Source organism: Xenorhabdus eapokensis (assembly GCF_001908105.1).
The window spans coordinates 18,365-43,836 of sequence record NZ_MKGQ01000020.1; the positions used below are offsets into that span (position 1 = coordinate 18,365).

Here is a 25,472-nt window from a genome sequence, read left to right on the forward strand (position 1 = left end):
TGGTTCAGACAGTGTGATATTCGATTTCATAAGAACAGGCAATAAGTCATCTGATTACCGATTATAACACCAATGCAGATAGTTTATCTGATCAACTTATCTGTGAAGACGCGTTGTTAAAAAAATATGGAATAAATAATATTCCAAGCGCTAAATTAACTTCCACAGATATAGATAAGTTACGTAATCAATTCAACGTTACGGAGCAACCCTCCAATAATCGTGTTTTATTGATGGCTTATTGTGCAGGAGAAAATAGTTTGCAAATGGCAGGATTAACCCATCAGAAACTGAAACAATATAAATGTGAGTTATTTTTTGCCAACAATAAGATGTTTATTGATGGTGATACGCTAACTCATTACTTCAATGGGAATACATCCTCCTCAGAATATATTGACATTGAACATGTTGGGGCGCTGATGCGCCCGTATGAAATTGCTGAAGAATTGATTAAGTGTTTTCATCTATCGGGGCAACCAAGAGTCTATAGTGATGCTTGTACGGCAGGTATGGTCGCTCTCTATTCTGCATATCTCACCATTAAAAGTGGTCGGCGCAATATAGCCCTGGTGGGTGCTTCTGAAGAAGCTACTCACCCTATTATGCAAATCTTGTTCAAAAAAGTCAGGGCGCTTTATGATGGTAAATTTACAGAATTAAATCAATCTTCACGGGCATTTGATAAAGACAGAGCAGGCTGCGTTTTGGCGGATGCTTCTGCGTTTCTGGTGGTTGAAAATTATGCTCACGCTATTGGCAGAAAGGCCAAAATATTGGCTGAAATTGCAGGTATGTCCCGACAATCTGAAGGTTATAAAATGACATCAACGGATTTATCGGGTAAATATTACCTCAACAGCATGTCTTCAGCGCTGAAAGATGCTGAATTATTGCCTGAAGATATCGATCACATCAGTTCTCATGGCACTTCAACGGTCAATAATGATCTTGCGGAAAGTAAAGCGATTAATGCACTTTTCCCTCATCAACCACCCGTTATTTCTACTAAATCAGCGATGGGGCATTCATTAGCGGTGAGTGGGCTACTGGAAACGATACTTTCAATTGAAACGCTGAATAATAATCAACTTCTTCCCAGCCTTAACTTTTCTGAATTGGGAAAAATTGATGGCTTAATTCATGTAAACAAGGCGGCAAAAGCTCTGCGGGTCAAGCATATCCTCAGTAATTCCTTTGGCTTTGGTGGAGAGAATAGTAGTTTGATTTTAAAACGAGCTGAGGGATAGGTTATGGCAATTTATATAACCAGAGGAAGTAGTTTGCTTCCTGATGGCCTAAATATGGCTGATATTATTCATGGAAATATAAAAGAAGCCGACTTATCAGACAATACGCTGCGTTTCCCACATATTATAGGAGAGAGATTCATCAAAGAAGGTGATTTTGTCATGTCTTCTATGGATAAGATGATTCGACGAACAGCGCATGAGCAAAGTCAGTGGGTGCTCTATACCGGCATTAAAACGTGGGAAAACAGTATTGGTGAATACTTTCCTCCTGAACAACGCGGGTTGTTTATTGGGCTAGGCACAAGTGATGCTGATAATAATTCGTATCTTATTGCATCTGATACGAAAGATGATAAGGATTATGTTTCCAGAGCATTAGTGGAGACGCCTCCATTGATGGGATTGACACTGTTGAATACTTCCACAGCCAGCCATTTGTCACAACATCTTGATATCATAGGCGATAATGCTTTCTTTTCTCCTCATGTTGATGCAGGCGGTCATGCTCTTCTGGAAGGTTATTACAGTCTCAAAGAAAAACGCTGTCAGTTTGCACTTTGTGGGGGTAATGCCCAGAAAATCTCAACATGGTATTACCTTGCTTATGAGCATTTAATCGGTGATACACCGTGGCTGCCAGCGGAAGCTGCCTCGTTTATCACCTTACATGAAGATAGCCAAAATGCTGATGGTGAGGTAACTTATGTTAATCGCATGATAATTCACAACAGCAAGCAATATTCCCGTTTCTTGTCGCAAGTCAACACATCAGATGTATCACCACAGCAAATAATCCACGTTGGAAAAGTTGATAATGAATCTATCTCATTGACGCATGGTATTTTTCCTGATGCCATACAGTTTAATCTTGATAAAGCTATCGGATATACGGGGCCTGCCGCCTCTTTTATTGCTATCAACCTGGCCATTGAAATGCACCAAAAGACCTTAAGTGTCGATAATGTCCATTCGAATTTTATCTCTCAACAACCCTCCTCTTTGGTACTGATATTGGTTCATGGTCTGGAAAAACAGTGCATTGCTGTTTTGCTTCGAATGAAAATGGCTAAGAGAGAATTGTGATGCTATCTGACCATCGTGTTGTTGTTACAGGAATGGGGGTCGTGAGTGCTTTCGGCACCCGTCTTGATACTGTTTGGAAAAAGCTCTGTGATGGAGAATCAGCAGTTAAGCCACTCGTATTTGAGGATAATGGTGTACTGCCTGTGAAATATGGCGCTCAGATTGATTTTAATACTTTACTCACTGAAAACTCAGCCTCTCTACCGACATCAGGTATCACGGATAAGCGTGGCATTATGGGCATTATCTCAACGTCCAGAGCGCTGGAAGATGCGGGGTTATTCATGCCGAGCTGGGAGAAGAATAAACAGCCTATCGGCATTTATGGATGTAGTGGCGTGACCGAACTCTCAGAGGATGACAGACATCTATGGCGCAAAAGTCGTCATGACGAGGACACTGAACAACAAGCTATTGCAGCCTTGTTCGAACAACGTCATAACTTGAGTTTCTGTTCCGGCATAAGATGCAGCAACGATGGCATGGTAAAAGAAATTGCACGCCGATTTTCTTTATCGGGGCCTGCGGTAAACGTGAATGCTGCTTGTGCTGGAGCGACCCATGCTATCGGGCTGGCTTGTCAATCCATAAAAAGAGGCGAAACGTCCATCATGCTGGCGGGTGGGGCTGACTCAGTTATCAATCTTCATACCTTGATAGGGCTGAAATTATTGGGAGCGGCTGCCACAACAGAAAAGTGGGGTAATAGACTTTGTCGCCCCTTTGATAAAGATCGTAGTGGATTGGTTGCGGGTGAGGGTGGTGCATTTCTGGTTCTTGAAAGTGAAGAAAGTGCGCTACGCAGAGGAGCCAAAATTTATGCTGAGATTAAAGGCTATGGGGCTTCCTTAGATGCCTATAAATTGACAGCGCCACATCCTACTGGGATTGGCGCAGAAAGTGCCATTAGGCGAGCTATCAAGGATAGTGGTTTGCATCTGCATCAGATCGACTATATCAATGCTCACGGTACATCAACACCCTTGAACGATGCTCAGGAATCCGCTGTCATAAAGCGTATTTTTGGTTCTCAGCCTCCCTTAATTTCATCAACCAAATCGATGTTAGGCCATTGGATAGCGGCAGCAGGCGCCATTGAAGCCGTGGCGACTATTTTGACTGTAAAGCATAAATTCATTCCACCTACGATTAATCTTGAAATTGCCGATCCACTTTGTGATTTGGACTATGTTCCAAATTATGGGCGGCCTTTCCCGGTGAAGAATGCGATAACCAATTCATTTGGTTTTGGTGGAATCAATTCCTGCTTAGTTATAGGGGATTACGATGGAAAATAAGATAATAAAACTGGTTAATTATAATATAACCACCCCTTGTCATCTATTTAATAGTCTAAATGATGAAAAAGATGGCAATGAGCTAATTAAAAATGCAAAGCTCAGACGTTTTTATTCTACGGGAACGAAGAAAGGCATTATTTCAACCAGAAGGGCTTTAATTGCCTCCGGCTTGAATATCAGTGATCCAAAAATAAAATTTGGCCTGTATACCACGCAATATGGCTATCTTCATCCATTACCTTCAGAATTATTACCAGAATATGAACAAGCTAAGGCTCACCATTCAAAGCATATTTATCAAACTATCTGGGAATGTGAACGAGTCAATCCTTTCTTAATCACTCTATCACTCAGTAATAACCTGTTGGGCATCCTTTCCCAAGAACTCAATTTGCAATGTGACTGTGCTGCTTTTTTGCGTGGAAATTTAGGCTTACTGTCGGCATTTAGCGAAGCTGAGTTGTGTCTGAATAATCACTTGATTGACTACGCCTTAGTGGTTGCTTCCGGGATAGGGAGTATAACTCAAGATATTCAATCTGAATTTTCGGGTGGAAGTATTGAGTTTGGCGCCACTTTCATTCTCACAAGAGTTGAAAACCAGACACCGCAAGGTAACTCACATCTCATTGATATTCCATATCTCTATCAGAATTATAGTGAGAGAAATTATGCTGCTGAAACTCTCTTTTTTATCAAGGATATAGCAGATCGTATAAAGCCCCATAGGCAGGTTGAAACAGTTAATTAACAATAGGATTTACAATGGAAAATTACGCTACTTTTTGTAAACCTCAGCTAACTCAGGCATTAATTTCACTTGGTTTAAACAGAACTTATCACCGGGCAGCAGGTAATTTTCTCTATTACAAAGATGAAAATGATAAAGAAATTCCTGTCTTGGATCTCTTGGGAGGATATGGTGCGACATTATTAGGTCATAACTCTCCTTTTATAAGAGAAAAAATAAAGTCCTATCTTGATGAAGAAATTCCTGTTCATAACCAATTTTCCATCAGAAAACCTGCCGCATTATTAGCTGAACGTCTTAATGAATTACTAAAAGAAGAAACTGGAACTCATCGTGATTTTATCTTCTGTTTTGCGAGTACAGGGGCGGAGTCGATGGAAGTTGCACTGAAAAGTGCAGAATTTACACGTAATGCTCAACTTGAAGAATTAGCGCAGGAAGTTGTAACAGCGATTACCAAAATCAGCGCTGATAAAGAAATTGTACTGACAGAGGAACAGCGCCAGCGTTTGCAATTGGGGGAAAATGCCACTGTCGAAGAGATAAAATTAGCCTTGATGGCATTTGTTCAGGATCGATTGAATACAAAACCAACATTCTTAGTTCTTGAACATGCTTTTCATGGAAAAATGATCATGACGGCCAACTGTACGCATGGTGCCATGTATCGTCATTATCTAAGAAGAATGAAAATAGACACGCATTTCCTTTCTTCTGAAAAATTGAATGAATTTGCGAGCATGGGTGAAAAAGCCAATGATATTTTTAATAGTTGGTTGTGGTTACCGCAAGAAGAGAATAACCAAATTATTTTAACGAAGAAACCATTCAGAGTTGTTACCGCATTTCTCGTAGAACCTATACAGGGAGAGGGCGGCGTTTACCCGCTTAATGCAGAACAAATTGGCGGAATTAACCGGCTAAAACAGATATTGGGTTGCCCTGTTATTGCTGATGAAGTTCAATCAGGATCAGGAAGATGTGGATTTTTAGTCGCATCCAGTGATGTCGATCTTGATGCAGACTATTACGTTCTTTCCAAGGCCTTGGGTGCGGGATATGTCAAAGTTGGGGTAGTAGCTATCCGTCAGGAAAGTTTTACACCGGGATTTGATGTCATTCAAAGCTCCACCTTTGGTGAAGATGATTTTTCTTGTCGGGTAGCACATGATTTCGTCAATCTTCTGCATGCTGACCAGCGCCACTTACTAAAACAAGTGACTCAATTAGGGGAGGAATTCAGAACACGGCTGAATGCGCTGAAAGAACAGTATCCTGATGTCATTCGAGATGTTCGTGGCAAGGGATTGATCTGGGGAATAGAGTTTCATGATGTCATTAATTCTGACTCCTATATCTTACAAAATATTGCCGTACAAGGTAGCTTAGGCTATGTGATTAGTGGGCATTTATTGTGTGGTAGCCACATTCGTGTCGCCCCTTCTGGAAGTGCAGCAAACGTTATTCGTGTAGAACCCTCAGTATTTCTGGAAGTTGAACAAATTATTCGGTTTGTTGGCGCCCTTTCCAAAGTTTGTCTGGCGATCCGTCATGCTGACGCAGGGTTTATCGTTGCTCCCATGCTTGGGAAAAAGGAGCACACTGTGGCTACAGATTATCGGCGGATAGAAGCCTCGCAGAATGATGACAGAGAGGCTGACTATAAAGTGGCTTTTATTAACCATCTGATTTCCGCAAGCGGGCTTAGGGAGGTTGATCCCTCATTCAGCATATTTAGTGATGAAGAATTAGAACTGTTTGTCGAAAATTCCACCTTTAATCTCGCAACCAAATCTTTCAAAGCGGCACGTATCCGTTCGGATAAGGGTAAATTGGTGGAATTCACGCTCTATCCACTGACAGTGACGTCAAAAATGATCAAAAAAGCACTAGAAAAAAATGAGTTAGGGCGCTTACGGCATGAAATTGAAGTTCGGGTTACTCAAGCAGCCTCTGAAGGGAATATGGTCGTTGGGTTGGGCATGTTTACGTCTATCATCACCAATAATGGCAAATCCTTAAAAAATACGTCAATCAACGTGACAACAGGTAATGCTTTGACTATAGGCATTGGCATTGAAGCCTTGCAGAAAAGTATTACCGATCGAAATAGCGCTAACATGCGGATAGCGATTGTGGGAGGAGCAGGGAATATCGGAAGTGTTTATGCAAAGATATTAGGCCCTCAATTTCAAGAAGTGATCTTGATAGGTAGCAGTAATCACGGTTCGCTGAAAAAACTGGATAGAGTGAAATACCATATTTATGAAAATATCTATAACCAGTTTATTATTAATAAGATGCCAGTTACTGAAGGGTTAGCAAAAAGAATAGTTGATGGCCTTTCCACTATGCCTGCTGATTATCTCATTGGTAAGACAAATATTGGAATGGAGATAGAGCACTATTTGAATCAGTATTACCCCACTCAGACATTTATCTACACCTCTCAAAATATTTCTGATATTGAAAACTGTGATGTGATTGTGTGTGCGTCGAATGCCTCAGAGGCTTTTTTATCGGTTGAAAAAATCAAACAAAAAGCAATCGTCTGTGATATTTCAGTACCACATAACCTTTCTGACGAAGATGTTCTTAGTCGGCCAGATATCAAAATATTGCGGGGAGGAATTGTTCAGACACCTCACAATGATAGTTTAGATAATCGTGTCCGTGCCTATTTGAAGGAAGGGCAGATTTATGCTTGCATGGCAGAAACGATTTTATTGGGGTTAGAAGAGTACCAAGGGAATTTTTCATACGGGAATATTTCTGCTGATCAGGTGATTGATATTATGGCAATCGCCAGAAAACATAATTTCACTTTATCTGATATCAAAGAGAATTCAAGTTTATGAACCATCACGGAGAGTTAAGATCAGACACCATCACAAAAAATGCCATTGTGACGGGAGGCAGTAAAGGTATTGGTAAAGCTATCGTTTTAAGTTTGTTGGCGAGGGGATATCGTATCGCTTTTTGTTATCGAAATGAAACGCCTCAATTAACCGATTTTATTGCCGAAATGAAGCTAATTTACCCAGATATCTTACCTATTAAGGCTGATTTGGCTAAAGCTGAAGAAGTTAATACATTTATTAATAAGGTGATTAACGTATTTGGTCGTATTGATCTTCTGGTCAATAATGTCGGGATAACCCGCGATGGGTTGCTGGCGACGATGGAAACTAAAAATATTGAATTACTGATCAATAACAATTTGTTGAGCTATATTTTGTGTAGCCGTGAAGTGCTGAAAGCGATGATACCACAGCGGAATGGTCATATTATCAATATCTCTTCCATTTCAGCCAGTAAGCCAAATAAAGGCCAGTCCATTTATGCGGCAACTAAAGGTGGAATAGAATCATTGACACGGGCGCTTGCCGTTGAGGTAGCGCCTAAAAATATTCGGGTTAATGCTGTCGCACCGGGAATTATTCAAACAGAGATGACAGATAATTTATTAAGTACATATAAGGAATTAGTCAATAATAAAGTAATACTCAAACGAGTTGGGCATGTTAATGATATTACCAGTGCAATACATTTTCTTATAGAAAATAATTATATAACGGGTGAAGTTATTAATGTTAATGGTGGCATAGCACTCAGTTAAATAAGGAAAATTAATGCTAACATTTATTGTGACTGGTGCAGCAAGCGGTATTGGATTTGCTGTTTGCCAAAAACTTGTTGCGGCTGGATATCACGTTATTGCCATTGATATTAACCAGGATGGATTAAATGAGTTAGTCGAACAATCACCAGACTATATTCATCCCCTCCAAATCGATTTAGTTGAAGAGGAAGCATTAACCAGCGAATTAATGCCTCTGGTTAAAGAGCGTGAAATAAAAGGGATCGTTGTTAGCCATGGTAAAGCGGATGATAATGATATTGACCAAAATGATATCTGGGATTTGGTACTGACAACCAACCTACATTCGACTCAGCGTCTATTATCACAGGTTGTACCTGATATCGTTTCTGGTGGACGAATTGTCATTATTTCATCTATCCTTGGCAAGATAGGGACAACCCGTAATACAGCTTATTGTGCATCAAAACATGCTTTACTTGGTTTAACCAAATCATTAGCGCTGGATCTTGCGAAGCGACATATTACGGTCAATGCCGTGTTGCCTGCTTGGGTAAATACACCAATGTTTGTCAGAGGCCTGGAACCCCAGGCGCAATTATTAGGATGTTCAACATCCGTCTTATTAAAAAGGGCAGCTAAAAGAATTCCATTACGACGTTTAGTTAGTCCACAGGATGTTGCCGGTACAGTCATGTTTTTCATTTCTCCTGAGGCTGCTATGATTACAGCTCAGGGGTTAACCATTGATGGGGGTGAAAGAGGAGGAATGTAAAATAGAGTTATTGCTACATCATTGTTGTTCTGGGTGTGTTTGTAAATATTCACTCATCCCCTCCAGACGTTTGTTTTTTATTGCTTAAAGGAGTAAATCAAAAAATGAAGCACTTGATTATTTACGCTCATCCTAATCCTAAAAGTTTTAATCATGCCATTAAAGAAAAGATAATTAGTGAAATAGTTAAGAAAGGTGAAGAATACAGCCTTATTTCTCTTTATGATGAGCAATTTAATCCTATACTTGATAGCCCAGATTTTGAAGCCCTACACAGAGGTAAGGTATTGCCGGACATTGCGAAAAGTCAAACTATGGTTAAAGAATCTGATCATCTTATTTTTATTTATCCCGTCTGGTGGTTTGGTCAGCCAGCCATACTTAAGGGTTGGATTGACCGAGTTTTTTCTAATGGTTTTGCTTATTATGAAGATGAAAATACTTTTATTCCTTATTTAACAGGAAAAACCGCAACGGTATTTATCACTTTAGGGACTGAAAAAAATATTTTAATCCAAAATGGTATGGAAATAGATCACTTCATGCGCAGCATGACCTTTGGAACGTTAGGTCTAGTGGGTATTTCTCCCGTTGACGTTATCCCTTTTTATGCTATTCCTAAGGTCAGTGACGAAGAAAGAAAAAGCATGCTGGAATCGATAGTTATTTAGGAATAGATGGTCATTTAGAATTTACTGACATTTTTTCACTGGTTTACTCTATATTGGTAGCCACATTATTATCAACGCCAGACTCTAATACTCTGGCGTAATCTCATTTTAATTTTTTGTCAAACCTCTCATCGTCACTAAAATTAATGTGCTGGACTATTTTTTAATGAAATATGTTAGGACTATAAAATGAATAACATTTCTATATTACTCGTTGGTGGTTATGGTGTTGTAGGTCGTCAAGTTGCACAAATCCTTAATAAATATCATCCTGATTTAGCGTTAATTATTGCCGGAAGGGATATTGACAAAGCCAAAAAACTGTCTAATACACTGATTAATTCAACATATTTGTTATTTGATATTGAAAACCCTTCTGTACCCAATAAATTAAAAATTGATATCATATTAACCTTGGTTAATGATACGGAAGACAAATTATTACATTTTGCACATCAGAATAATATCGCGTATGTGGATATAACACGTTGGACGGAACCTTTACAAATTGCACTCAGTAAAGCAGCCGTTATGCAAAGCCAAAAACCGAATCATATGATTTTTGCATCATCATGGATGGCTGGAATTGTAGCAGCATTCATCAATGATATCAGTCAGTCATTCACAAGTATTGAGAGTATCGATATAAGTGTATTATATTCTTTGCATGACAAAGCTGGACCAAACTCAATTTATTATCTGGATAGGCTGACAACCCCTTTTATAGTAAAAAACAAGGGTAAATATCAAAAGATTTTTCCTTTCTCTGATGAACGCATGATTTTATTTGGTGATGGTAACTACCATAAAGTTTTTCGTGTTGATATGCCCGAACAATTTATATTACCTTTAATTACAAATGCACAAACTGTCGCAACCAGAATCGGTTTTGATAATCCTAAGAGTAATCAGCTATTATCTTTCTTGGTTAAAAAAGGGATTTGGAAACTATTATCAACGAGAATAGCGACCGGCCTTCGTAGAAAAATCTTATATAATCCAGGCCAAGGATATAAACATCAAATTCGCACGGATATACAAGGTATTGATAGAAAAGGATATCGTAAGTGTGTCTGTTTTCAACTGATGGATCCAGAAGGGCAGACGCATTTAACAGCAACAGGGGCGGCGGCTTTAGTGATACAGTTAACGGAACAGATAAAGAATAATGCTCCGGCGATCTTCAGTACTGGCGAAATATTCTTAGATATTGAAAAGTTGAAAATGCTGTTATCGACAGAACATATTCAGTTCAGTGTTAATAGTGACGCAGAGTAAAAAAACATCTGCTGTTGTGGTTTACCCTGAATAACAAATTTAACTGGATAAAAAGCCGAGAACTCACAACAGCACCACGATTGTTAGGTCAAAGAATCGCTCTTTTACTTCCCAATACAAAAACTCGAAAAAATCCGGCCTAACAAATCATCGGAAGTGAATTCACCGGTGATTTCACTCAATGCTTGCTGTGCCAAACGCAGTTCTTCTGCCAGAAGTTCTCCTGAACGGGCAAAAACGAGCTGTTGATGACCTTCCTGTAAATGTTCCGCTGCTGTGTTTAATGCCTGCAAATGACGACGACGGGCAAGGAAACCGCCTTCTGTATTGCTGTTAAAACCCATGGTTTCTTTTAGGTGATCACGCAGAAAATCGATACCTTCCCCATCACGGGCAGAGAGACGAATTAATGTATAACCACTGATTTCCGTAACGCCCGTTTCTTCCCCCGTCATATCTGTCTTATTACGAATGACGGTAACAGGCAGTGATTCTGGCAGCTTAACCATAAATTCCGGCCAGATTTGGGCAGGCTCAATGGCATCGGTTGTCGTACTGTCTACCATAAACAGCACCCGATCCGCTTGCTCAATTTCCTGCCATGCCCGCTCAATACCAATACGCTCTACTTCATCACTGGCTTCGCGCAAGCCTGCCGTATCAATCACATGCAGCGGCATTCCATCAATATGGATATGTTCACGCAAAACATCGCGCGTTGTCCCTGCAATATCAGTCACAATCGCGGCTTCACGGCCTGCCAGTGCATTGAGCAAGCTGGATTTACCTGCATTCGGGCGCCCTGCAATCACGACTTTCATGCCTTCACGCAACAAACTGCCTTGACGCGCCTGTGAACGAACATGTTCCAGTTCTGCGATCACTTCATCCAACTTGGCTTCTATTTTGCCATCGGAAAGGAAATCAATCTCTTCATCAGGAAAATCAATCGCGGCTTCAACGTAAATCCGCAAGTTAGTCAACGCTTCTACCATTTGATGAACTTGGTTGGAGAACGTGCCTTGCAAAGAATTCATCGCGGAACGTGCGGCCTGTTCAGAACTGGCGTCAATCAAATCCGCTATGGCTTCTGCCTGTGCCAAATCAAGTTTATCATTGAGGAAAGCCCGCTCAGAGAATTCGCCAGGGTTGGCAATGCGTACACCGGAAATAGTCAGAATACGCTTTAACAGCAAATCCAGAATAACTGGACCACCGTGCCCTTGAAACTCCAGAACATCTTCCCCCGTAAATGAGTTAGGGCCAGGGAAATAAAGTGCAATGCCTTGATCCAGTACAGAGCCATCTGCATCACGGAAGGGCAGGTAATCGGCATAACGAGGTTTTGGGAGTTTGCCCAATACCACCTCAGCAACTTCCGCAGCTTTAGAGCCAGAAATACGCAGAATGCCTACACCGCCCCGTCCCGGAGGAGTGGCCTGAGCGACTATCGTATCGGTGGTATTCATGAAATTCTCTCTTTTGACCTATATTCGTTATCTTTCAAAACTAAAATAATAAAGGCGGCCAATGACCGCCTTCCACTTATATTTGTTTTAACCAGCTACTTTTTCTCGCGGGTGTGTAAGCCACGCTTTTCCAGACTGCGGAAAATAACTTGCTGCTGGATAATGGTAACCAGGTTACTGACGATGTAGTACAGCACCAGACCCGATGGGAACCACAGGAAGAAGACCGTGAACACGACAGGCATGTAGGTCATGATCTTCTGCTGCATTGGGTCAGTCACGGTTGTCGGTGACAGTTTCTGGATAACAAACATAGTCACACCCATCAGCAATGGCAGGATGTAGTAGGGATCTTGAGCAGACAAGTCCTTAATCCAACCCATGAATGGAGCATGGCGCAACTCAACAGAACCCATCAACATGTAATACAACGCCAGGAAGATTGGCATTTGAATCACCAGAGGCAAGCAGCCACCCAACGGGTTCACTTTCTCTGTCTTATACAGTGCCATCATTTCCTGGCTCATGCGCTGGCGGTCATCACCAAAACGCTCACGCATCGCCGTGATTTTTGGCTGCAACAGACGCATTTTCGCCATTGAGGTATATTGCGCCTTAGTCAGCGGATACATGATACCGCGCACGATAAAGGTAATCGCAATAATGGAGAAGCCCCAGTTACCGATAAATTCATGCAGGAATTTCAGCAACTTGAATAATGGCTGGGAAATAAACCATAACCAACCGTAATCCACGGTCAGATCCAGATGTGGTGCAACCGCTGCCATTTTGTCCTGAATTTCAGGGCCAACCCACAGGGTAGAAGAGATATTCTGCTGGCTGTTTGGCGCAATATTGATGTTTTCACCCTTGTACCCGATGATCGCCATTTTTTGGTTTTTCAGGTCAATGGTATAGAAAGTACTGGTTTTGCTTTCCCCCGGCACCCACGCAGTGGCGAAGTATTGCTGGAGCATCGCTACCCAGCCGCCTTTTGTGGTCACAGAAAGCGCTTTACTTTCAATATCATCAAATTTGTATTTTTCGTATTTTGCTTCATCAGAAGAGTAAGCAGCACCACGATAAGTATGCAGGGCAAAGTTGCTGCTGCCAGTATCACGATGTTTTGGCAGCTCAACGCTCTGCTTCAACTGACCAAAAAACGCCATCTGTAATGGTTTATCGCTGACGTTATTGACGTTGTAATCAACAGAAACGGCATAGTCGCCCCGTTTTAAAACGAAGGTTTTGACATAAACAACGCCGTCCGGCGCGGTATAAGTCATTGGAATACGCAATTCATTCTGACCATCAGCCAAAACAAAGCTATTCTGAGTGGCATGATAAAGCGGGCGTTCAGCTTGATTATCTGGACCATTGATACCCGTTAAACCACTTTGAGCCTGATAAGTGAATTCAGGGGTTGTTTCCAGCAATTTGAACGGAGTTTTGGAACCGAGAGTATCAGGATAGGCCAGCAGATCAGCCTCCTCGATATCACCGCCACGGGTATTAATGTGCAATGAAAGCACATCCGTTTTCACGGTGATCAGTTTACCTTGCCCACTGCTTGCTTCGCTACTCAGCGTAGTATTTGCTTGCTGCGTGATCTGGGCCGTTGGTTGTGGGTTTTTATCATTTTCCCACGCCTGCCAGACCAAGAACGAAACAAACAGCAGAGCGATGAGAAGAAGATTGCGTTGCGAATCCATCGTTAATGTTCTCTGTTATCGTCGTTTTTTTTAGGTGGGACAGGATCATCACCACCTTCGTGTAAAGGGTGGCATTTTAATACGCGTTTCACTGTTAACCAACTGCCTTTTATCATCCCAAACCTGCGCAATGCCTCTATGCCATAGTGGGAACAGGTAGGATTGAAACGACAACGAGGCCCCAGTAGTGGACTAATCACTAACTGGTAACCCCTGATCAAAGCAATCAGGAGGCGCGAGCCAAGCGACAGTGACGACGCCATAATTTGCCCAAAGCTTCCGTTAGCTCACGGTTATCGAGCTCAGCGACCCCTTTCCTCACCAAAACCACAAAATCCATTGGAGGCAATTTATGCTGGTTTAAACGAAAACTTTCACGAGCCAGTCGCTTAATGCGATTACGCTCATGGGCGCGTTTAACATTTTTTTTGGCGATGGTTAGACCGATGCGGGGATGCCCCAGCTCATTCAAGCGCCCAAGAATAGTTATCTCTGCGGAGCTTGCCCGTTGCGGCTGCTGGAAAACATAAGTGAAATGCTCGGGAGTTAACAAACGTAACTCCCTCGGAAAAGCGAGCTTAACCACTTGGTTGGTTAGCTTTATTACTTAGAAACAGTCAGACGAGCACGGCCTTTCGCACGACGGCGAGCCAGAACCTGACGACCATTTTTAGTGGCCATACGAGCGCGGAAGCCGTGAGAACGGTTACGCTTCAGTACGGATGGTTGAAAAGTGCGTTTCATAGCGATTTCTACCTAGCTTAAAATTTGTTACTGATTCAGCAAATGCGTTGGCGACCAGTGAGAATAAAGTAGACACCGATGCCTCAGTCGCAACATCAATATATAGAAAGACGCAGGATTGTAATAAAATGTACTACCTCTAGTCAATCCAAGATGACGCGAGCCTAATCGCCCCCTGTCAGATTTTTTACTTCAATCACAGAAGGTCAGACTTTTTGCTACCCGAAGTGCTAACCCCAAATCCTCACCAGACCTAACCGGAAAAAATCGTTGGCATAACACGCAGGGTGCAAGATTATACGGACTGTGTAATAAAGCGCAAGGATCATACACAGATCATTACCTTCTTAATGTGTGAACATAACATTATTTGCCTATTGAATTTCAAACGATAATTAAATGAAGTTTGCTATATACCATGATTCCACTACAGTATCTCTTATGGGCCTTTATATTCTGCAAGTGCCAAAGCATGGTGATCTCCCTGTGGATAAAAAGCGTCAAAGCTGTGTAAAAGAATGAGGATTTGTATCGTCTTTTGCGTTATGATCGTTGATCCCGATCCCAGTCTCTCTATATACAGATTATGTGGATTTCTGGGGAGCGATGATGTTAAAAATCGCCACAAGGTACATGCTATCTTCCTCGCCACGAGGAGTAACGCCTTGTGCCCAATATAACGTATCTTTTATTCCGGTTTCTTTTATTGGTCTTGTTTTAGGGGAGTTCGCCGTGTCACTTTCGCTTTGGCAGCAATGTCTTGCCCGATTGCAGGATGAGTTACCTGCCACAGAATTCAGTATGTGGATACGACCCCTTCAGGCAGAACTGAGTGATAACACTTTGGCTCTCTATGCCCCCAACCGTTTTGTGTTGGATTGGGTAAGAGAGAAGTATATTAATAATATCAATTTGTTATTAAATGATTTCTGTGGTCCTGAAGTACCGTTACTGCGTTTTGAAGTAGGGAATAAGCCCGTTTCGCCAAACCAGTCTAAATCTCAGAAAATCATTGCCGATATGCCGGTGGTCACTGCGCCATCCAGTTCATCGGTACGCCCAAGCTGGGACAATGCAAAAGCTCAACCAGAGTTATCCTATCGTTCCAATGTTAATCCCAAGCATACATTCGATAACTTTGTTGAAGGTAAATCCAACCAACTCGCCAGAGCGGCCGCCAGACAAGTGGCTGATAACCCTGGAGGGGCATACAATCCTCTGTTCCTTTATGGCGGAACCGGATTGGGTAAAACTCACCTTTTGCATGCTGTCGGCAATAGCATTATGGCACGCAAGGCCAATGCAAAAGTCGTTTATATGCACTCTGAGCGTTTCGTTCAGGATATGGTAAAAGCATTGCAAAACAATGCGATAGAGGAATTCAAACGATATTATCGCTCAGTGGATGCCCTATTGATCGATGATATTCAGTTTTTTGCCAATAAAGAGCGATCCCAAGAAGAATTCTTTCACACGTTCAATGCTCTGTTAGAAGGTAATCAACAGATTATTCTGACCTCCGATCGCTATCCAAAAGAGATAAATGGCGTCGAAGATCGGTTAAAATCCCGCTTTGGCTGGGGATTGACCGTGGCCATTGAACCACCGGAGCTGGAGACTCGTGTTGCCATTCTGATGAAGAAAGCTGATGAGAATCAAATTCAGTTGCCAGGGGAAGTAGCTTTCTTTATTGCTAAACGCCTGCGATCTAACGTTCGTGAACTCGAAGGCGCTTTGAATCGAGTCATCGCCAATGCCAATTTTACCGGCCGTGCGATTACTATTGATTTTGTACGCGAAGCATTACGTGACTTATTGGCTCTACAGGAAAAGCTGGTAACCATCGATAATATTCAGAAAACAGTGGCTGAATATTACAAAATCAAAGTCGCGGATCTGCTTTCCAAACGCCGTTCGCGCTCCGTTGCCCGTCCGAGACAAATGGCAATGGCGTTGGCAAAAGAGCTGACCAATCACAGCTTGCCTGAAATCGGGGATGCCTTTGGTGGACGTGACCATACCACCGTACTTCACGCTTGTCGAAAAATCGAACAATTGCGTGAAGAGAGTCACGATATCAAAGAAGATTTTTCTAACTTAATCAGAACATTGTCTTCCTAGCGCTATGAAATTTATCATTGAACGTGAGCAATTATTAAAACCTTTGCAACAGGTTAGCAGCCCCTTAGGCGGTCGCCCTACCCTGCCTATTTTAGGCAATTTATTATTGCAGGTAACAGAAGGCTCCCTGCTGCTGACAGGTACCGATTTGGAAATGGAAATGAAGGCGCGGGTTACACTTACCCAGCCACATGAACAAGGTGCAACGACTGTCCCCGCGCGTAAATTTTTCGATATCTGGCGCGGGCTGCCTGACGGAGCAGAAATCAGTGTAGAACTGGATGGCGATCGCATTCTTGTTCGTTCTGGTCGCAGCCGTTTTTCACTCTCTACGCTACCCGCTTCCGATTTTCCTAATCTGGATGATTGGCAAAGCGAAGTCGAATTTTCCTTACCTCAGGCGACACTGAAACGCCTGATCGAATCCACTCAATTTTCCATGGCGCATCAGGATGTTCGCTATTATTTGAATGGTATGTTGTTTGAAACTGAAGGCGAAGAGCTGCGTACCATTGCCACAGACGGACACCGTTTGGCAGTGTGTTCCATGAACATCGGGCAAAATCTGCCGTCCCATTCCGTGATCGTCCCGCGCAAGGGCGTTATTGAATTAATGCGTCTGCTGGATGGTGGTGACAATCCGCTGCAATTGCAGATTGGCAGCAATAATATTCGTGCTCATGTTGGTGATTTTATCTTCACATCGAAGTTGGTTGATGGTCGTTTTCCTGATTATCGTCGCGTATTGCCCAAAAATCCCGATAAGACATTGGAAGCCAGTTGCGACATACTTAAGCAGGCATTTTCGCGGGCAGCGATTTTGTCCAATGAAAAATTCCGGGGCGTTCGCATCTACTTAAGTGAAAACCAGCTTAGAATTACCGCCAATAATCCAGAGCAGGAAGAAGCAGAAGAGATTGTTGATGTCAGTTACCAGGGTACTGAAATGGAAATTGGCTTCAATGTCAGCTACATGTTGGATGTTCTAAACGCATTGAAATGCGAGCAAGTGAGCCTCCTGCTAACTGATGCCACATCTAGCGTAAAAATTGAGAATTCAGCTAGCCAGGCTGCGACTTATGTCGTGATGCCAATGCGCCTGTAACAAAATTAACCCATTATATGATTCTCTCGCGTTTGCTGATCCGCGATTTCCGTAATATCGCGGATGCTGACCTGCCACTGGCAACCGGTTTTAATTTTCTGGTTGGGCCAAACGGTAGCGGCAAAACAAGTATATTGGAAGCCATTTATACATTGGGTCATGGCCGTGCTTTTCGCAGTATTCAGGCAGGAAGGGTAATTCGCCATGATTGCGAAGAGTTCATTCTTCACGGGCGACTTACTCAACAATCCTGTGAACGTATTTTGTCAGTGGGATTAAGCAAAAACCGCCAAGGCGACAGCAAAGTCAGGATAGATGGCAGTGATGGACATAAAATTGCTGAATTAGCGAAAATACTGCCGATGCAACTCATTACGCCAGAAGGTTTTACGTTGCTAAATGGTGGCCCGAAATATCGTCGAGCCTTTATTGATTGGGGATGTTTTCACAATGAACCACGCTTTTTTGCTGCCTGGGCTAACCTGAAAAGGCTGCTTAAGCAACGGAATGCGGCACTGCGACAAGTCACTCGCTACAGCCAAATCCAGCATTGGGATCGAGAACTCGCCCCATTGGCAACCGAAATTAGTCAATGGCGGGCTGAATATATTGCAGAAATTTCTGAGGATATAGAAAAAACCTGCAAACAATTTTTACCTGAATTCACACTCAGTATCAGCTTCCAACAAGGTTGGGACAAAGAGAGTGAATATGCACAACTGCTCGCGCGGCAGTTTGAGCGCGACAGATCGCTAGCCTATACCGCCTCTGGCCCGCATAAAGCCGATCTGCGGATCAGGGTGAACGGCACACCGGTAGAAGATATGCTGTCCCGTGGTCAGTTGAAGCTACTGATGTGTGCGTTGAGGTTAGCACAGGGTGAATATTTCACCCGACAGAGCGGGCAAAAGTGCCTGTATCTGCTTGATGATTTTGCCTCAGAACTGGATGCCGGCCGTCGTCAGCTATTAGCCGAGCGTCTAAAATCTACGCAAGCCCAAGTGTTTGTCAGTGCAATCACGCCTGGGCAAGTTACAGACATGATTGATGTAAATAGCAGGATGTTTCGCGTAGAACATGGCAAAATAGAGGTTCAACTACAGGATTAAGATGAGCGAGAAACGTTGATGTCGAATACATATGACTCCTCAAGTATCAAGGTATTAAAAGGGCTGGATGCCGTCCGTAAACGTCCAGGCATGTATATCGGTGATACCGATGATGGTACCGGCCTGCACCACATGGTCTTCGAGGTTGTTGATAACGCTATCGACGAAGCCCTCGCAGGTCATTGTGACAAAATAACTGTCACTATCCATGCAGATAATTCAGTTTCTGTGCAGGATGATGGCCGCGGTATTCCTACCGACATACACGAAGAAGAAGGTGTTTCAGCAGCAGAAGTCATCATGACCGTGCTGCATGCGGGGGGTAAATTCGATGATAATTCCTATAAAGTTTCCGGTGGTCTGCATGGTGTGGGGGTTTCTGTTGTTAACGCCTTATCGGAAAAACTGGAACTGACTATCCGCCGTGAAGGTAAGGTTCACGAACAAACCTATTGTCTGGGCGTGCCACAGTCACCACTGAAAGTCGTCGGTGATACTGAGCAGACAGGAACGACTGTCCGTTTCTGGCCAAGTATGGATACGTTTAAGCTTAACACTGAGTTCGAATACGATATTCTGGCAAAACGCCTGCGTGAATTATCATTCCTCAACTCCGGTGTTGCCATTCGTTTAGTCGACAAACGGACAAATACCGAAGATACCTTCCACTATGAAGGGGGGATCAAAGCGTTTGTTGAATTCCTGAGCCGCAATAAAAATCCAATTCACCCAAATGTCTTCTATTTCTATACCGAAAAAGATGGTATCGGTGTTGAAATTTCCATGCAGTGGAATGACGGTTTTCAGGAAAATATTTACTGTTTCACCAACAACATTCCTCAGCGCGATGGGGGAACCCACTTGGTTGGTTTCCGTACCGCAATGACGCGTACCCTCAATAGCTATATGGACAAAGAGGGTTACAACAAAAAAACCAAAGTCAGCGCTACCGGTGATGATGCCCGTGAAGGCCTGATTGCGGTGATCTCCGTTAAAGTCCCTGATCCTAAATTCTCTTCCCAGACCAAAGACAAACTGGTTTCTTCCGAAGTGAAAACGGTGGTCGAAACCCTGATGAATGAGAAGCTGGTGGAATACCTGCTGGAAAACCCGAACGATGCTAAAATCGTCGTCGGCAAAATCATTGATGCAGCCCGTGCCCGTGAAGCGGCACGCAAAGCCCGTGAGATGACCCGCCGCAAAGGTGCGCTGGATCTGGCCGGATTGCCGGGCAAACTGGCTGACTGTCAGGAGCGTGATCCGGCGCTGTCCGAACTCTACCTGGTGGAGGGTGATTCTGCGGGTGGTTCGGCAAAACAAGGACGCAACCGTAAGAACCAGGCTATTCTGCCATTGAAAGGTAAGATCCTGAACGTTGAGAAAGCACGCTTTGACAAAATGCTCTCCTCACAGGAAGTCGCCACGTTGATCACTGCGTTGGGTTGCGGCATTGGCCGTGACGAATACAACCCAGACAAGCTGCGTTATCACAGCATTATCATTATGACCGACGCCGACGTTGACGGTTCTCACATCCGGACTTTGCTGCTGACATTCTTCTATCGTCAGATGCCGGAAATCATTGAGCGCGGCTATGTCTACATTGCCCAGCCACCACTGTATAAAGTGAAGAAAGGCAAACAAGAGCAATACATCAAAGATGACGATGCAATGGAAACCTACCAGATGTCCATCGCATTGGATGGCGCGGCTCTGTACACCAACCCACATGCACCCGCCCTGAAAGGTGAAGCGCTGGAAAAATTGGTGACTGAATTCAATACCGCCCAGAAAATTATCCGTCGTATGGAACGTCTGTATCCGCAAGCTTTGCTGAACAACCTGATTTACCATCCGAAACTGACCGAAGAAGCTCTGAACGATCAGGCAAAAGTGGAAGAGTGGGTAGGTGCACTGGCTATTCGTCTAAATGACAACGAGCAACATGGCAGTACTTACAGCTATCAAATCCATGAGAACCGCGAACGCCAGATTTTCGAGCCTGTTCTATGCATTCGTACACATGGCGTTGATACCAACTACAATCTGGATTTTGATTTCATCCACGGTGGCGAGTATCGCCGTATTACCAAACTGGGTGAATTGATCGGGAATTTGATTGAGGAAGATGCATACATCGAACGTGGTGAACGTCGTCAGGTCGTAAGCAGCTTTGAACAGGCTCTGGAATGGCTGACTAAAGAGTCACGCCGTGGTCTTTCCGTCCAACGCTATAAAGGTCTGGGAGAAATGAACCCGGATCAGTTGTGGGAAACAACCATGAACCCAGAAACACGTCGTATGATGCGTGTAACAGTGAAAGATGCGATTGCCACTGACCAACTGTTCACGACCCTGATGGGGGATGCTGTTGAACCTCGACGGGCATTTATTGAAGAGAATGCCCTGAAAGCGGCAAATATTGATATCTAATATTACGGCTTAAATCCAATTATCCCAGATAACCCTGTGCTATCTGGGATAAAATATTATCCCTCTATATTTATTCTTACAGCAAAATACGTAACATACGACGCAAAGGCTCTGCTGCTCCCCATAACAACTGATCGCCCACCGTAAAGGCAGATAAATATTCCGGTCCCATATTGAGCTTACGCAGACGACCCACAGGCGTATTCAACGTGCCCGTAACCGCAGCCGGCGTTAGCTCACGCATCGTTAGTTCACGATCATTGGGAATAACGCGAACCCAATCATTATGGGAAGCTAACAGAGCTTCAATTTCATGGATCGGGATATCTTTTTTCAATTTCAGGGTAAATGCCTGACTATGGCAACGCAATGCCCCGATACGTACACACAGACCATCAATCGGGATCACATGACTGCCCGTGTTCAAAATCTTGTTGGCTTCCGCCTGACCTTTCCACTCTTCGCGGCTCTGTCCATTTTCCAGTTGCTTGTCAATCCACGGAATCAAGCTTCCCGCCAAAGGAACCCCGAACTGGTCAGTTGGCAATGCACCGCTGCGGGTAAAATCCGTTACACGTTTTTCAATATCCAAAATCGCGGAAGCGGGGTTTTGTAGCTCCTCAGCAACCTGATTATGCAGCATCCCCATTTGCACCAGCAGCTCACGCATGTGGCGAGCACCACCACCAGAGGCCGCCTGATAGCTTGATACCGATGCCCACTCAATCAAATCATTGGCAAACAGCCCTCCCAATGACATCAGCATCAAGCTAACGGTACAGTTACCGCCAACAAAAGTCTTGATGCCTTTATTCAGGCTATTTTGAATATGTTGATGGTTAACAGGATCAAGAATAATGACAGCATCATCATTCATACGCAGCGCAGAAGCGGCATCGATCCAATATCCCTGCCAGCCGGTTGCTCTCAGTTTAGGGTAGATTTCATTGGTATAATCCCCGCCCTGACAGCTAATGATAATATCTAGTGCACTCAGCGCCTCAATATCAAAAGCATTCTGTAGCACTCCCGATTTTCCTGCGCTATTTATTGCAAACTGCGGGGCAGGAAGCCCGTGTTGGGAAGTAGTAAAGAAAACCGGATTTATTTCGTCAAAATCCCGTTCTTCTATCATTCGTTGCATCAATACTGAGCCGACCATACCACGCCAGCCGATAAAACCTACACTCTTACTCATGTTTACCCTGCCTTGAAAGATGTTTATCAGATACCACTGATATCATTAAAACTGACAAAATATAGCGAAAGGTGCAAGTATATTTATGAGCTATAGCACTGGAACTTTTAAGCGATATGTCTGCCATTTTGAAACCATGAGATTTGCCTTCGGTTTGTTACGGCTCATCACAAATCGTGAGTTAAAATTTACTTCCACCGTAATGCCGTATCATCAATAGTTTGCCCAAATATCTCTTTATCCTTTTTATAATCATGTGAAACATGCCAATTTTGGCTACGCCCTTGACGAGGAAGACCAGATTCACCACGCCTCACATAACCTGAACGCAAAGAACCAAAAATATGCTCATTAATTACTACTTCATCCGGTTGCGCATGCGGTGTGACCACCTTGGCATGGCGGCGATCCATCTCATTTAACAAACGACAAATATATTCGGCTGAGAGATCAATTTTTAATGTCCAGGCATTATTGATATAGCCAACCAGATAAGCAAAATTAGGAACACCCTGTACCAATGTTCCCTTATATAACAATTGGCTATGACTTTGTGGTTTTTGTCCATCAATAAAAAGTTCTATTCCCCCCATAAGATGTAATTGCAGCCCCGTCGCTGTCACTATGATATCTGCGGGTAATTCCTTACCAGATTGCAACAAAATGCCATTTGCAGTAATACGCTCAATCTGGTCGGTAACGATAGAAGCTTTACCTTCTTTCAGTACGTTGAACAGGTTACTGTCGGGAACAAAGCACAACCGTTCATCCCATGGCATGTACTTTGGCGTCAAGTGTTTCATGTCAAAACCAAAGCCAACCTTTCTGCGAGCCAATCCCAATAAAAACGATCTGAGCAGGTTAGGAAAATATCGACTTATCTTATATAGAGAACTAAAAAATAAGATATTGCGATTTTTACTTAACGTATAAATCCAACGTTGAGGAATAATGCCTTTTAACAGTTCTGCAATCTTATCCCTTCCTGGTATTGATAAAATATAACTGGAGGAACGCTGTAGCATGGTGATATGTTCAGTATCATTAGCCATTGCAGGCAGTAAAGTGACTGCGGTTGCACCACTTCCAATCACAACAACTCGCCTTCCTTTGTAATCCAATTCTTCGAGCCAGTATTGAGGATGAATGATTGGACCTTTGAAATCTTCAAGACCAGGAAATTTGGGTAAATGAGGTTCATCATAGTTGTAGTAACCTGTCGCCATGATAAGAAAATGACAGGTAAATTGCCGAGTTTCTCCACTGGATTCATCAATTGCAGTAACAGTCCATTGGCAAATTTCATTTGACCAGTCAGTTTGAATAATCTTTAACCCGAACTGTATTTTCTTATCGACTTCATACTCTGTTGCCACAGAATGGAGATAATTTCTAATTGAAGGCCCATCAGCAAAAATACTGGTATCTGTCCAAGGACGGAATTTATAGCCATAGCTCATCATATCCGAATCTGTACGAATACCTGGATAGCGAAATAAATCCCAAGTTCCCCCTATCGTATGACGACGCTCCAAGATCCCGACTTTTTTATTAGGACATTCCCTTGCCAGATGACACGCCATGCCAATACCAGAAACTCCGGCACCTATGATCAAAACATCATAATGGTTACTCATACTACTTCTCCTGCAAAAAGATTCTCTTAACCAGATAAATGGCTTGTTCAATATGTCATGTTATTTTTTATTTGCAGAAGCAACCATTTGCATTTATGTAGGGGGAGTATCAGGATGTTAATGGTTAGTTATTCAAAAAATGAATAGCTGTTACTTTATAGCTGCCAATAAATCCTGAATTTTTAAAAACATGGGAGTTGTTCTATTGGGTGAAGAAATTCCCAATTCAACAAATCCTAGGAGTGTATAAAATGCAATGGCATCAGGATCAGCATCCAGAAATATTCCCTTAATGGGCATCACATTATGAACTTTAATGACATGCTGTAAAAATTCCCTCATTAAAATATGACCATATCCTTTATTTTGATGCTTAACTGATACTCCTAGCATCACCAAACGAACGACAGAAAGGTCACTTGGCATAGAGCCGCTCAATACACCACTGAGCCGAGATTTTGCCAATGAATAGCCAGTAAAACTACAAACTCCAAGTAATTCCCCCGTTTTGGTGTCAATTAGAACCTTGGCAACACAATTTCCATTGGCGACGTTACTCCTAAGACTACTGCGAACGTAACGATTAATAACATGATTGCCACAATCAAAAGCTTTTTGCCCTGGATATGTCATATCGCTCTGATAGTTCACACAAATGTATTCAACCATGATTTCATTTAATAGCTTTTCCATCTCTGTTCTTTCTCATCAAAGCACATAAAGCAAGTGTTGGAGATGCGGGTTCAGCAATCAATACATTCAAGGTACGCCAGTTTTCTTCATCTAACTCACGGCGTTTTTGGTTTTCCAGAACTTCTTCTGCTCGTTCGAAAGCTGTGTTCAAGATAAAAGCACTTAAATCGACACCAGCAACCTGCGCAGCCTGACGTAAGATTTCTTTTAGCTCGGTGCTGGTTTTTAACTCTATGCGCGCATTTTTAGCCGCTTTGAGTGTTTTTTCCACTGATATCGTTGCCATTCTAGGTCACTCCTGTTGTTTGATAATTACCATTTCTTACTCGTTTGTAGTAATAGCTTTCGTGTATATATTGTACTGATGGAAGATAGCATTTAGTGGAGATAGATGCAATTATGTACGGCTGTAAGCCGTACATATAAGATGAAAGTTTAATAATTGAGTGACATCTATTTGCTGGTTCCAACGCTGTCTAATTGTTGGTTTAGAATTGCTTCAAATTTTTTAACTGAATGTATTTAAAATAAAAAATTA

Annotated in this window: 22 protein-coding genes; 13 read left to right on the forward strand and 9 right to left on the reverse strand. The window is 42.8% G+C overall.

The window, feature by feature from the left end; translation table 11 throughout:
• The first annotated feature begins 113 nt into the window (after positions 1–113).
• The 9 genes from Xedl_RS13200 (at position 114) to Xedl_RS13240 (ending at position 10,713) form a co-directional block, all read left to right on the forward strand.
• Positions 114–1,250, forward strand: a complete 1,137-nt coding sequence (locus tag Xedl_RS13200; protein WP_074024311.1) for a beta-ketoacyl synthase N-terminal-like domain-containing protein — start codon at positions 114–116, stop codon at positions 1,248–1,250.
• A gap of 3 nt (positions 1,251–1,253) precedes the next feature.
• Entirely contained in the window at positions 1,254–2,336 is a 1,083-nt protein-coding gene (locus Xedl_RS13205) for a hypothetical protein (protein ID WP_074024312.1), read from the forward strand.
• Positions 2,336–3,634, forward strand: a complete 1,299-nt coding sequence (locus Xedl_RS13210) for a beta-ketoacyl-[acyl-carrier-protein] synthase family protein (RefSeq protein ID WP_074024313.1) — start codon at positions 2,336–2,338, stop codon at positions 3,632–3,634. Before Xedl_RS13205 ends, Xedl_RS13210 begins: the two co-directional genes overlap by 1 nt.
• On the forward strand, positions 3,624–4,388 hold the full coding sequence (locus Xedl_RS13215) for a hypothetical protein (RefSeq protein ID WP_074024314.1): 765 nt from the start codon (positions 3,624–3,626) through the stop codon (positions 4,386–4,388). Before Xedl_RS13210 ends, Xedl_RS13215 begins: the two co-directional genes overlap by 11 nt.
• A 14-nt stretch (positions 4,389–4,402) precedes the next feature.
• Positions 4,403–7,246: an aminotransferase class III-fold pyridoxal phosphate-dependent enzyme gene (locus Xedl_RS13220; RefSeq protein WP_074024315.1), complete on the forward strand. Its 2,844-nt coding sequence runs from the start codon at positions 4,403–4,405 to the stop codon at positions 7,244–7,246.
• Positions 7,243–8,007 carry an SDR family NAD(P)-dependent oxidoreductase gene (locus Xedl_RS13225; protein ID WP_074024316.1) on the forward strand — a complete coding sequence of 255 codons (765 nt, stop codon included), beginning with the start codon at positions 7,243–7,245 and terminating at the stop codon, positions 8,005–8,007. Before Xedl_RS13220 ends, Xedl_RS13225 begins: the two co-directional genes overlap by 4 nt.
• Positions 8,008–8,020: 13 nt before the next feature.
• On the forward strand, positions 8,021–8,764 hold the full coding sequence (locus tag Xedl_RS13230) for an SDR family NAD(P)-dependent oxidoreductase (RefSeq protein ID WP_074024317.1): 744 nt from the start codon (positions 8,021–8,023) through the stop codon (positions 8,762–8,764).
• 104 nt (positions 8,765–8,868) lie between these two features.
• Positions 8,869–9,435: an NAD(P)H-dependent oxidoreductase gene (locus Xedl_RS13235; protein WP_074024318.1), complete on the forward strand. Its 567-nt coding sequence runs from the start codon at positions 8,869–8,871 to the stop codon at positions 9,433–9,435.
• A gap of 189 nt (positions 9,436–9,624) precedes the next feature.
• Positions 9,625–10,713, forward strand: coding sequence for a saccharopine dehydrogenase family protein (locus Xedl_RS13240; RefSeq protein ID WP_074024319.1), 1,089 nt, complete (start codon positions 9,625–9,627; stop codon positions 10,711–10,713).
• Positions 10,714–10,817: 104 nt separating this feature from the next.
• On the opposite strand, the gene mnmE is transcribed toward Xedl_RS13240, so the two are convergent.
• The 5 genes from mnmE to rpmH all read right to left on the reverse strand — a co-directional run bounded on the left by mnmE (position 10,818) and on the right by rpmH (position 14,638).
• Positions 10,818–12,182 (reverse strand): tRNA uridine-5-carboxymethylaminomethyl(34) synthesis GTPase MnmE, encoded by a 1,365-nt coding sequence (mnmE, locus tag Xedl_RS13245; protein ID WP_074024320.1) that lies wholly within the window; start codon positions 12,180–12,182, stop codon positions 10,818–10,820.
• 95 nt (positions 12,183–12,277) lie between these two features.
• Entirely contained in the window at positions 12,278–13,894 is a 1,617-nt protein-coding gene (yidC, locus tag Xedl_RS13250; RefSeq protein WP_074024321.1) for a membrane protein insertase YidC, read from the reverse strand.
• A gap of 2 nt (positions 13,895–13,896) precedes the next feature.
• Positions 13,897–14,157, reverse strand: a complete 261-nt coding sequence (gene yidD / locus Xedl_RS13255) for a membrane protein insertion efficiency factor YidD (RefSeq protein WP_047771132.1) — start codon at positions 14,155–14,157, stop codon at positions 13,897–13,899.
• On the reverse strand, positions 14,121–14,480 hold the full coding sequence (gene rnpA / locus Xedl_RS13260) for a ribonuclease P protein component (protein ID WP_074024322.1): 360 nt from the start codon (positions 14,478–14,480) through the stop codon (positions 14,121–14,123). The genes yidD and rnpA overlap by 37 nt, the downstream gene beginning before the upstream one ends.
• A gap of 17 nt (positions 14,481–14,497) precedes the next feature.
• Positions 14,498–14,638 carry a 50S ribosomal protein L34 gene (gene rpmH, locus Xedl_RS13265; RefSeq protein ID WP_000831330.1) on the reverse strand — a complete coding sequence of 47 codons (141 nt, stop codon included), beginning with the start codon at positions 14,636–14,638 and terminating at the stop codon, positions 14,498–14,500.
• Positions 14,639–15,370: 732 nt separating this feature from the next.
• On the opposite strand from rpmH, the gene dnaA reads away from it, so the two are divergent.
• Genes dnaA through gyrB form a run of 4 tightly spaced genes read left to right on the forward strand, consistent with a single transcriptional unit; the run spans position 15,371 to position 21,406 of the window.
• On the forward strand, positions 15,371–16,759 hold the full coding sequence (gene dnaA / locus Xedl_RS13270; protein WP_074024323.1) for a chromosomal replication initiator protein DnaA: 1,389 nt from the start codon (positions 15,371–15,373) through the stop codon (positions 16,757–16,759).
• Between the two features lie 4 nt (positions 16,760–16,763).
• Positions 16,764–17,864, forward strand: a complete 1,101-nt coding sequence (dnaN, locus tag Xedl_RS13275; protein WP_074024324.1) for a DNA polymerase III subunit beta — start codon at positions 16,764–16,766, stop codon at positions 17,862–17,864.
• Positions 17,865–17,881: 17 nt separating this feature from the next.
• Positions 17,882–18,973, forward strand: coding sequence for a DNA replication/repair protein RecF (gene recF / locus Xedl_RS13280; RefSeq protein ID WP_074024325.1), 1,092 nt, complete (start codon positions 17,882–17,884; stop codon positions 18,971–18,973).
• A gap of 18 nt (positions 18,974–18,991) precedes the next feature.
• Positions 18,992–21,406 (forward strand): DNA topoisomerase (ATP-hydrolyzing) subunit B, encoded by a 2,415-nt coding sequence (gene gyrB / locus Xedl_RS13285; RefSeq protein WP_074024326.1) that lies wholly within the window; start codon positions 18,992–18,994, stop codon positions 21,404–21,406.
• 76 nt (positions 21,407–21,482) lie between these two features.
• Here the strand turns inward: gyrB and asd are convergent, their stop codons facing one another.
• The 4 genes from asd to Xedl_RS13305 form a co-directional block, all read right to left on the reverse strand.
• Positions 21,483–22,604: an aspartate-semialdehyde dehydrogenase gene (asd, locus tag Xedl_RS13290; protein ID WP_074024327.1), complete on the reverse strand. Its 1,122-nt coding sequence runs from the start codon at positions 22,602–22,604 to the stop codon at positions 21,483–21,485.
• Positions 22,605–22,792: 188 nt separating this feature from the next.
• Positions 22,793–24,241, reverse strand: coding sequence for a flavin-containing monooxygenase (locus tag Xedl_RS13295; protein ID WP_074024328.1), 1,449 nt, complete (start codon positions 24,239–24,241; stop codon positions 22,793–22,795).
• Positions 24,242–24,391: 150 nt separating this feature from the next.
• On the reverse strand, positions 24,392–24,934 hold the full coding sequence (locus Xedl_RS13300) for a GNAT family N-acetyltransferase (RefSeq protein ID WP_074024329.1): 543 nt from the start codon (positions 24,932–24,934) through the stop codon (positions 24,392–24,394).
• Complete coding sequence (locus Xedl_RS13305) at positions 24,915–25,220, reverse strand: type II toxin-antitoxin system TacA family antitoxin (protein WP_074024330.1); 306 nt, start codon at positions 25,218–25,220, stop codon at positions 24,915–24,917. The genes Xedl_RS13300 and Xedl_RS13305 overlap by 20 nt, the downstream gene beginning before the upstream one ends.
• Between the last annotated feature and the right edge of the window lie 252 nt (positions 25,221–25,472).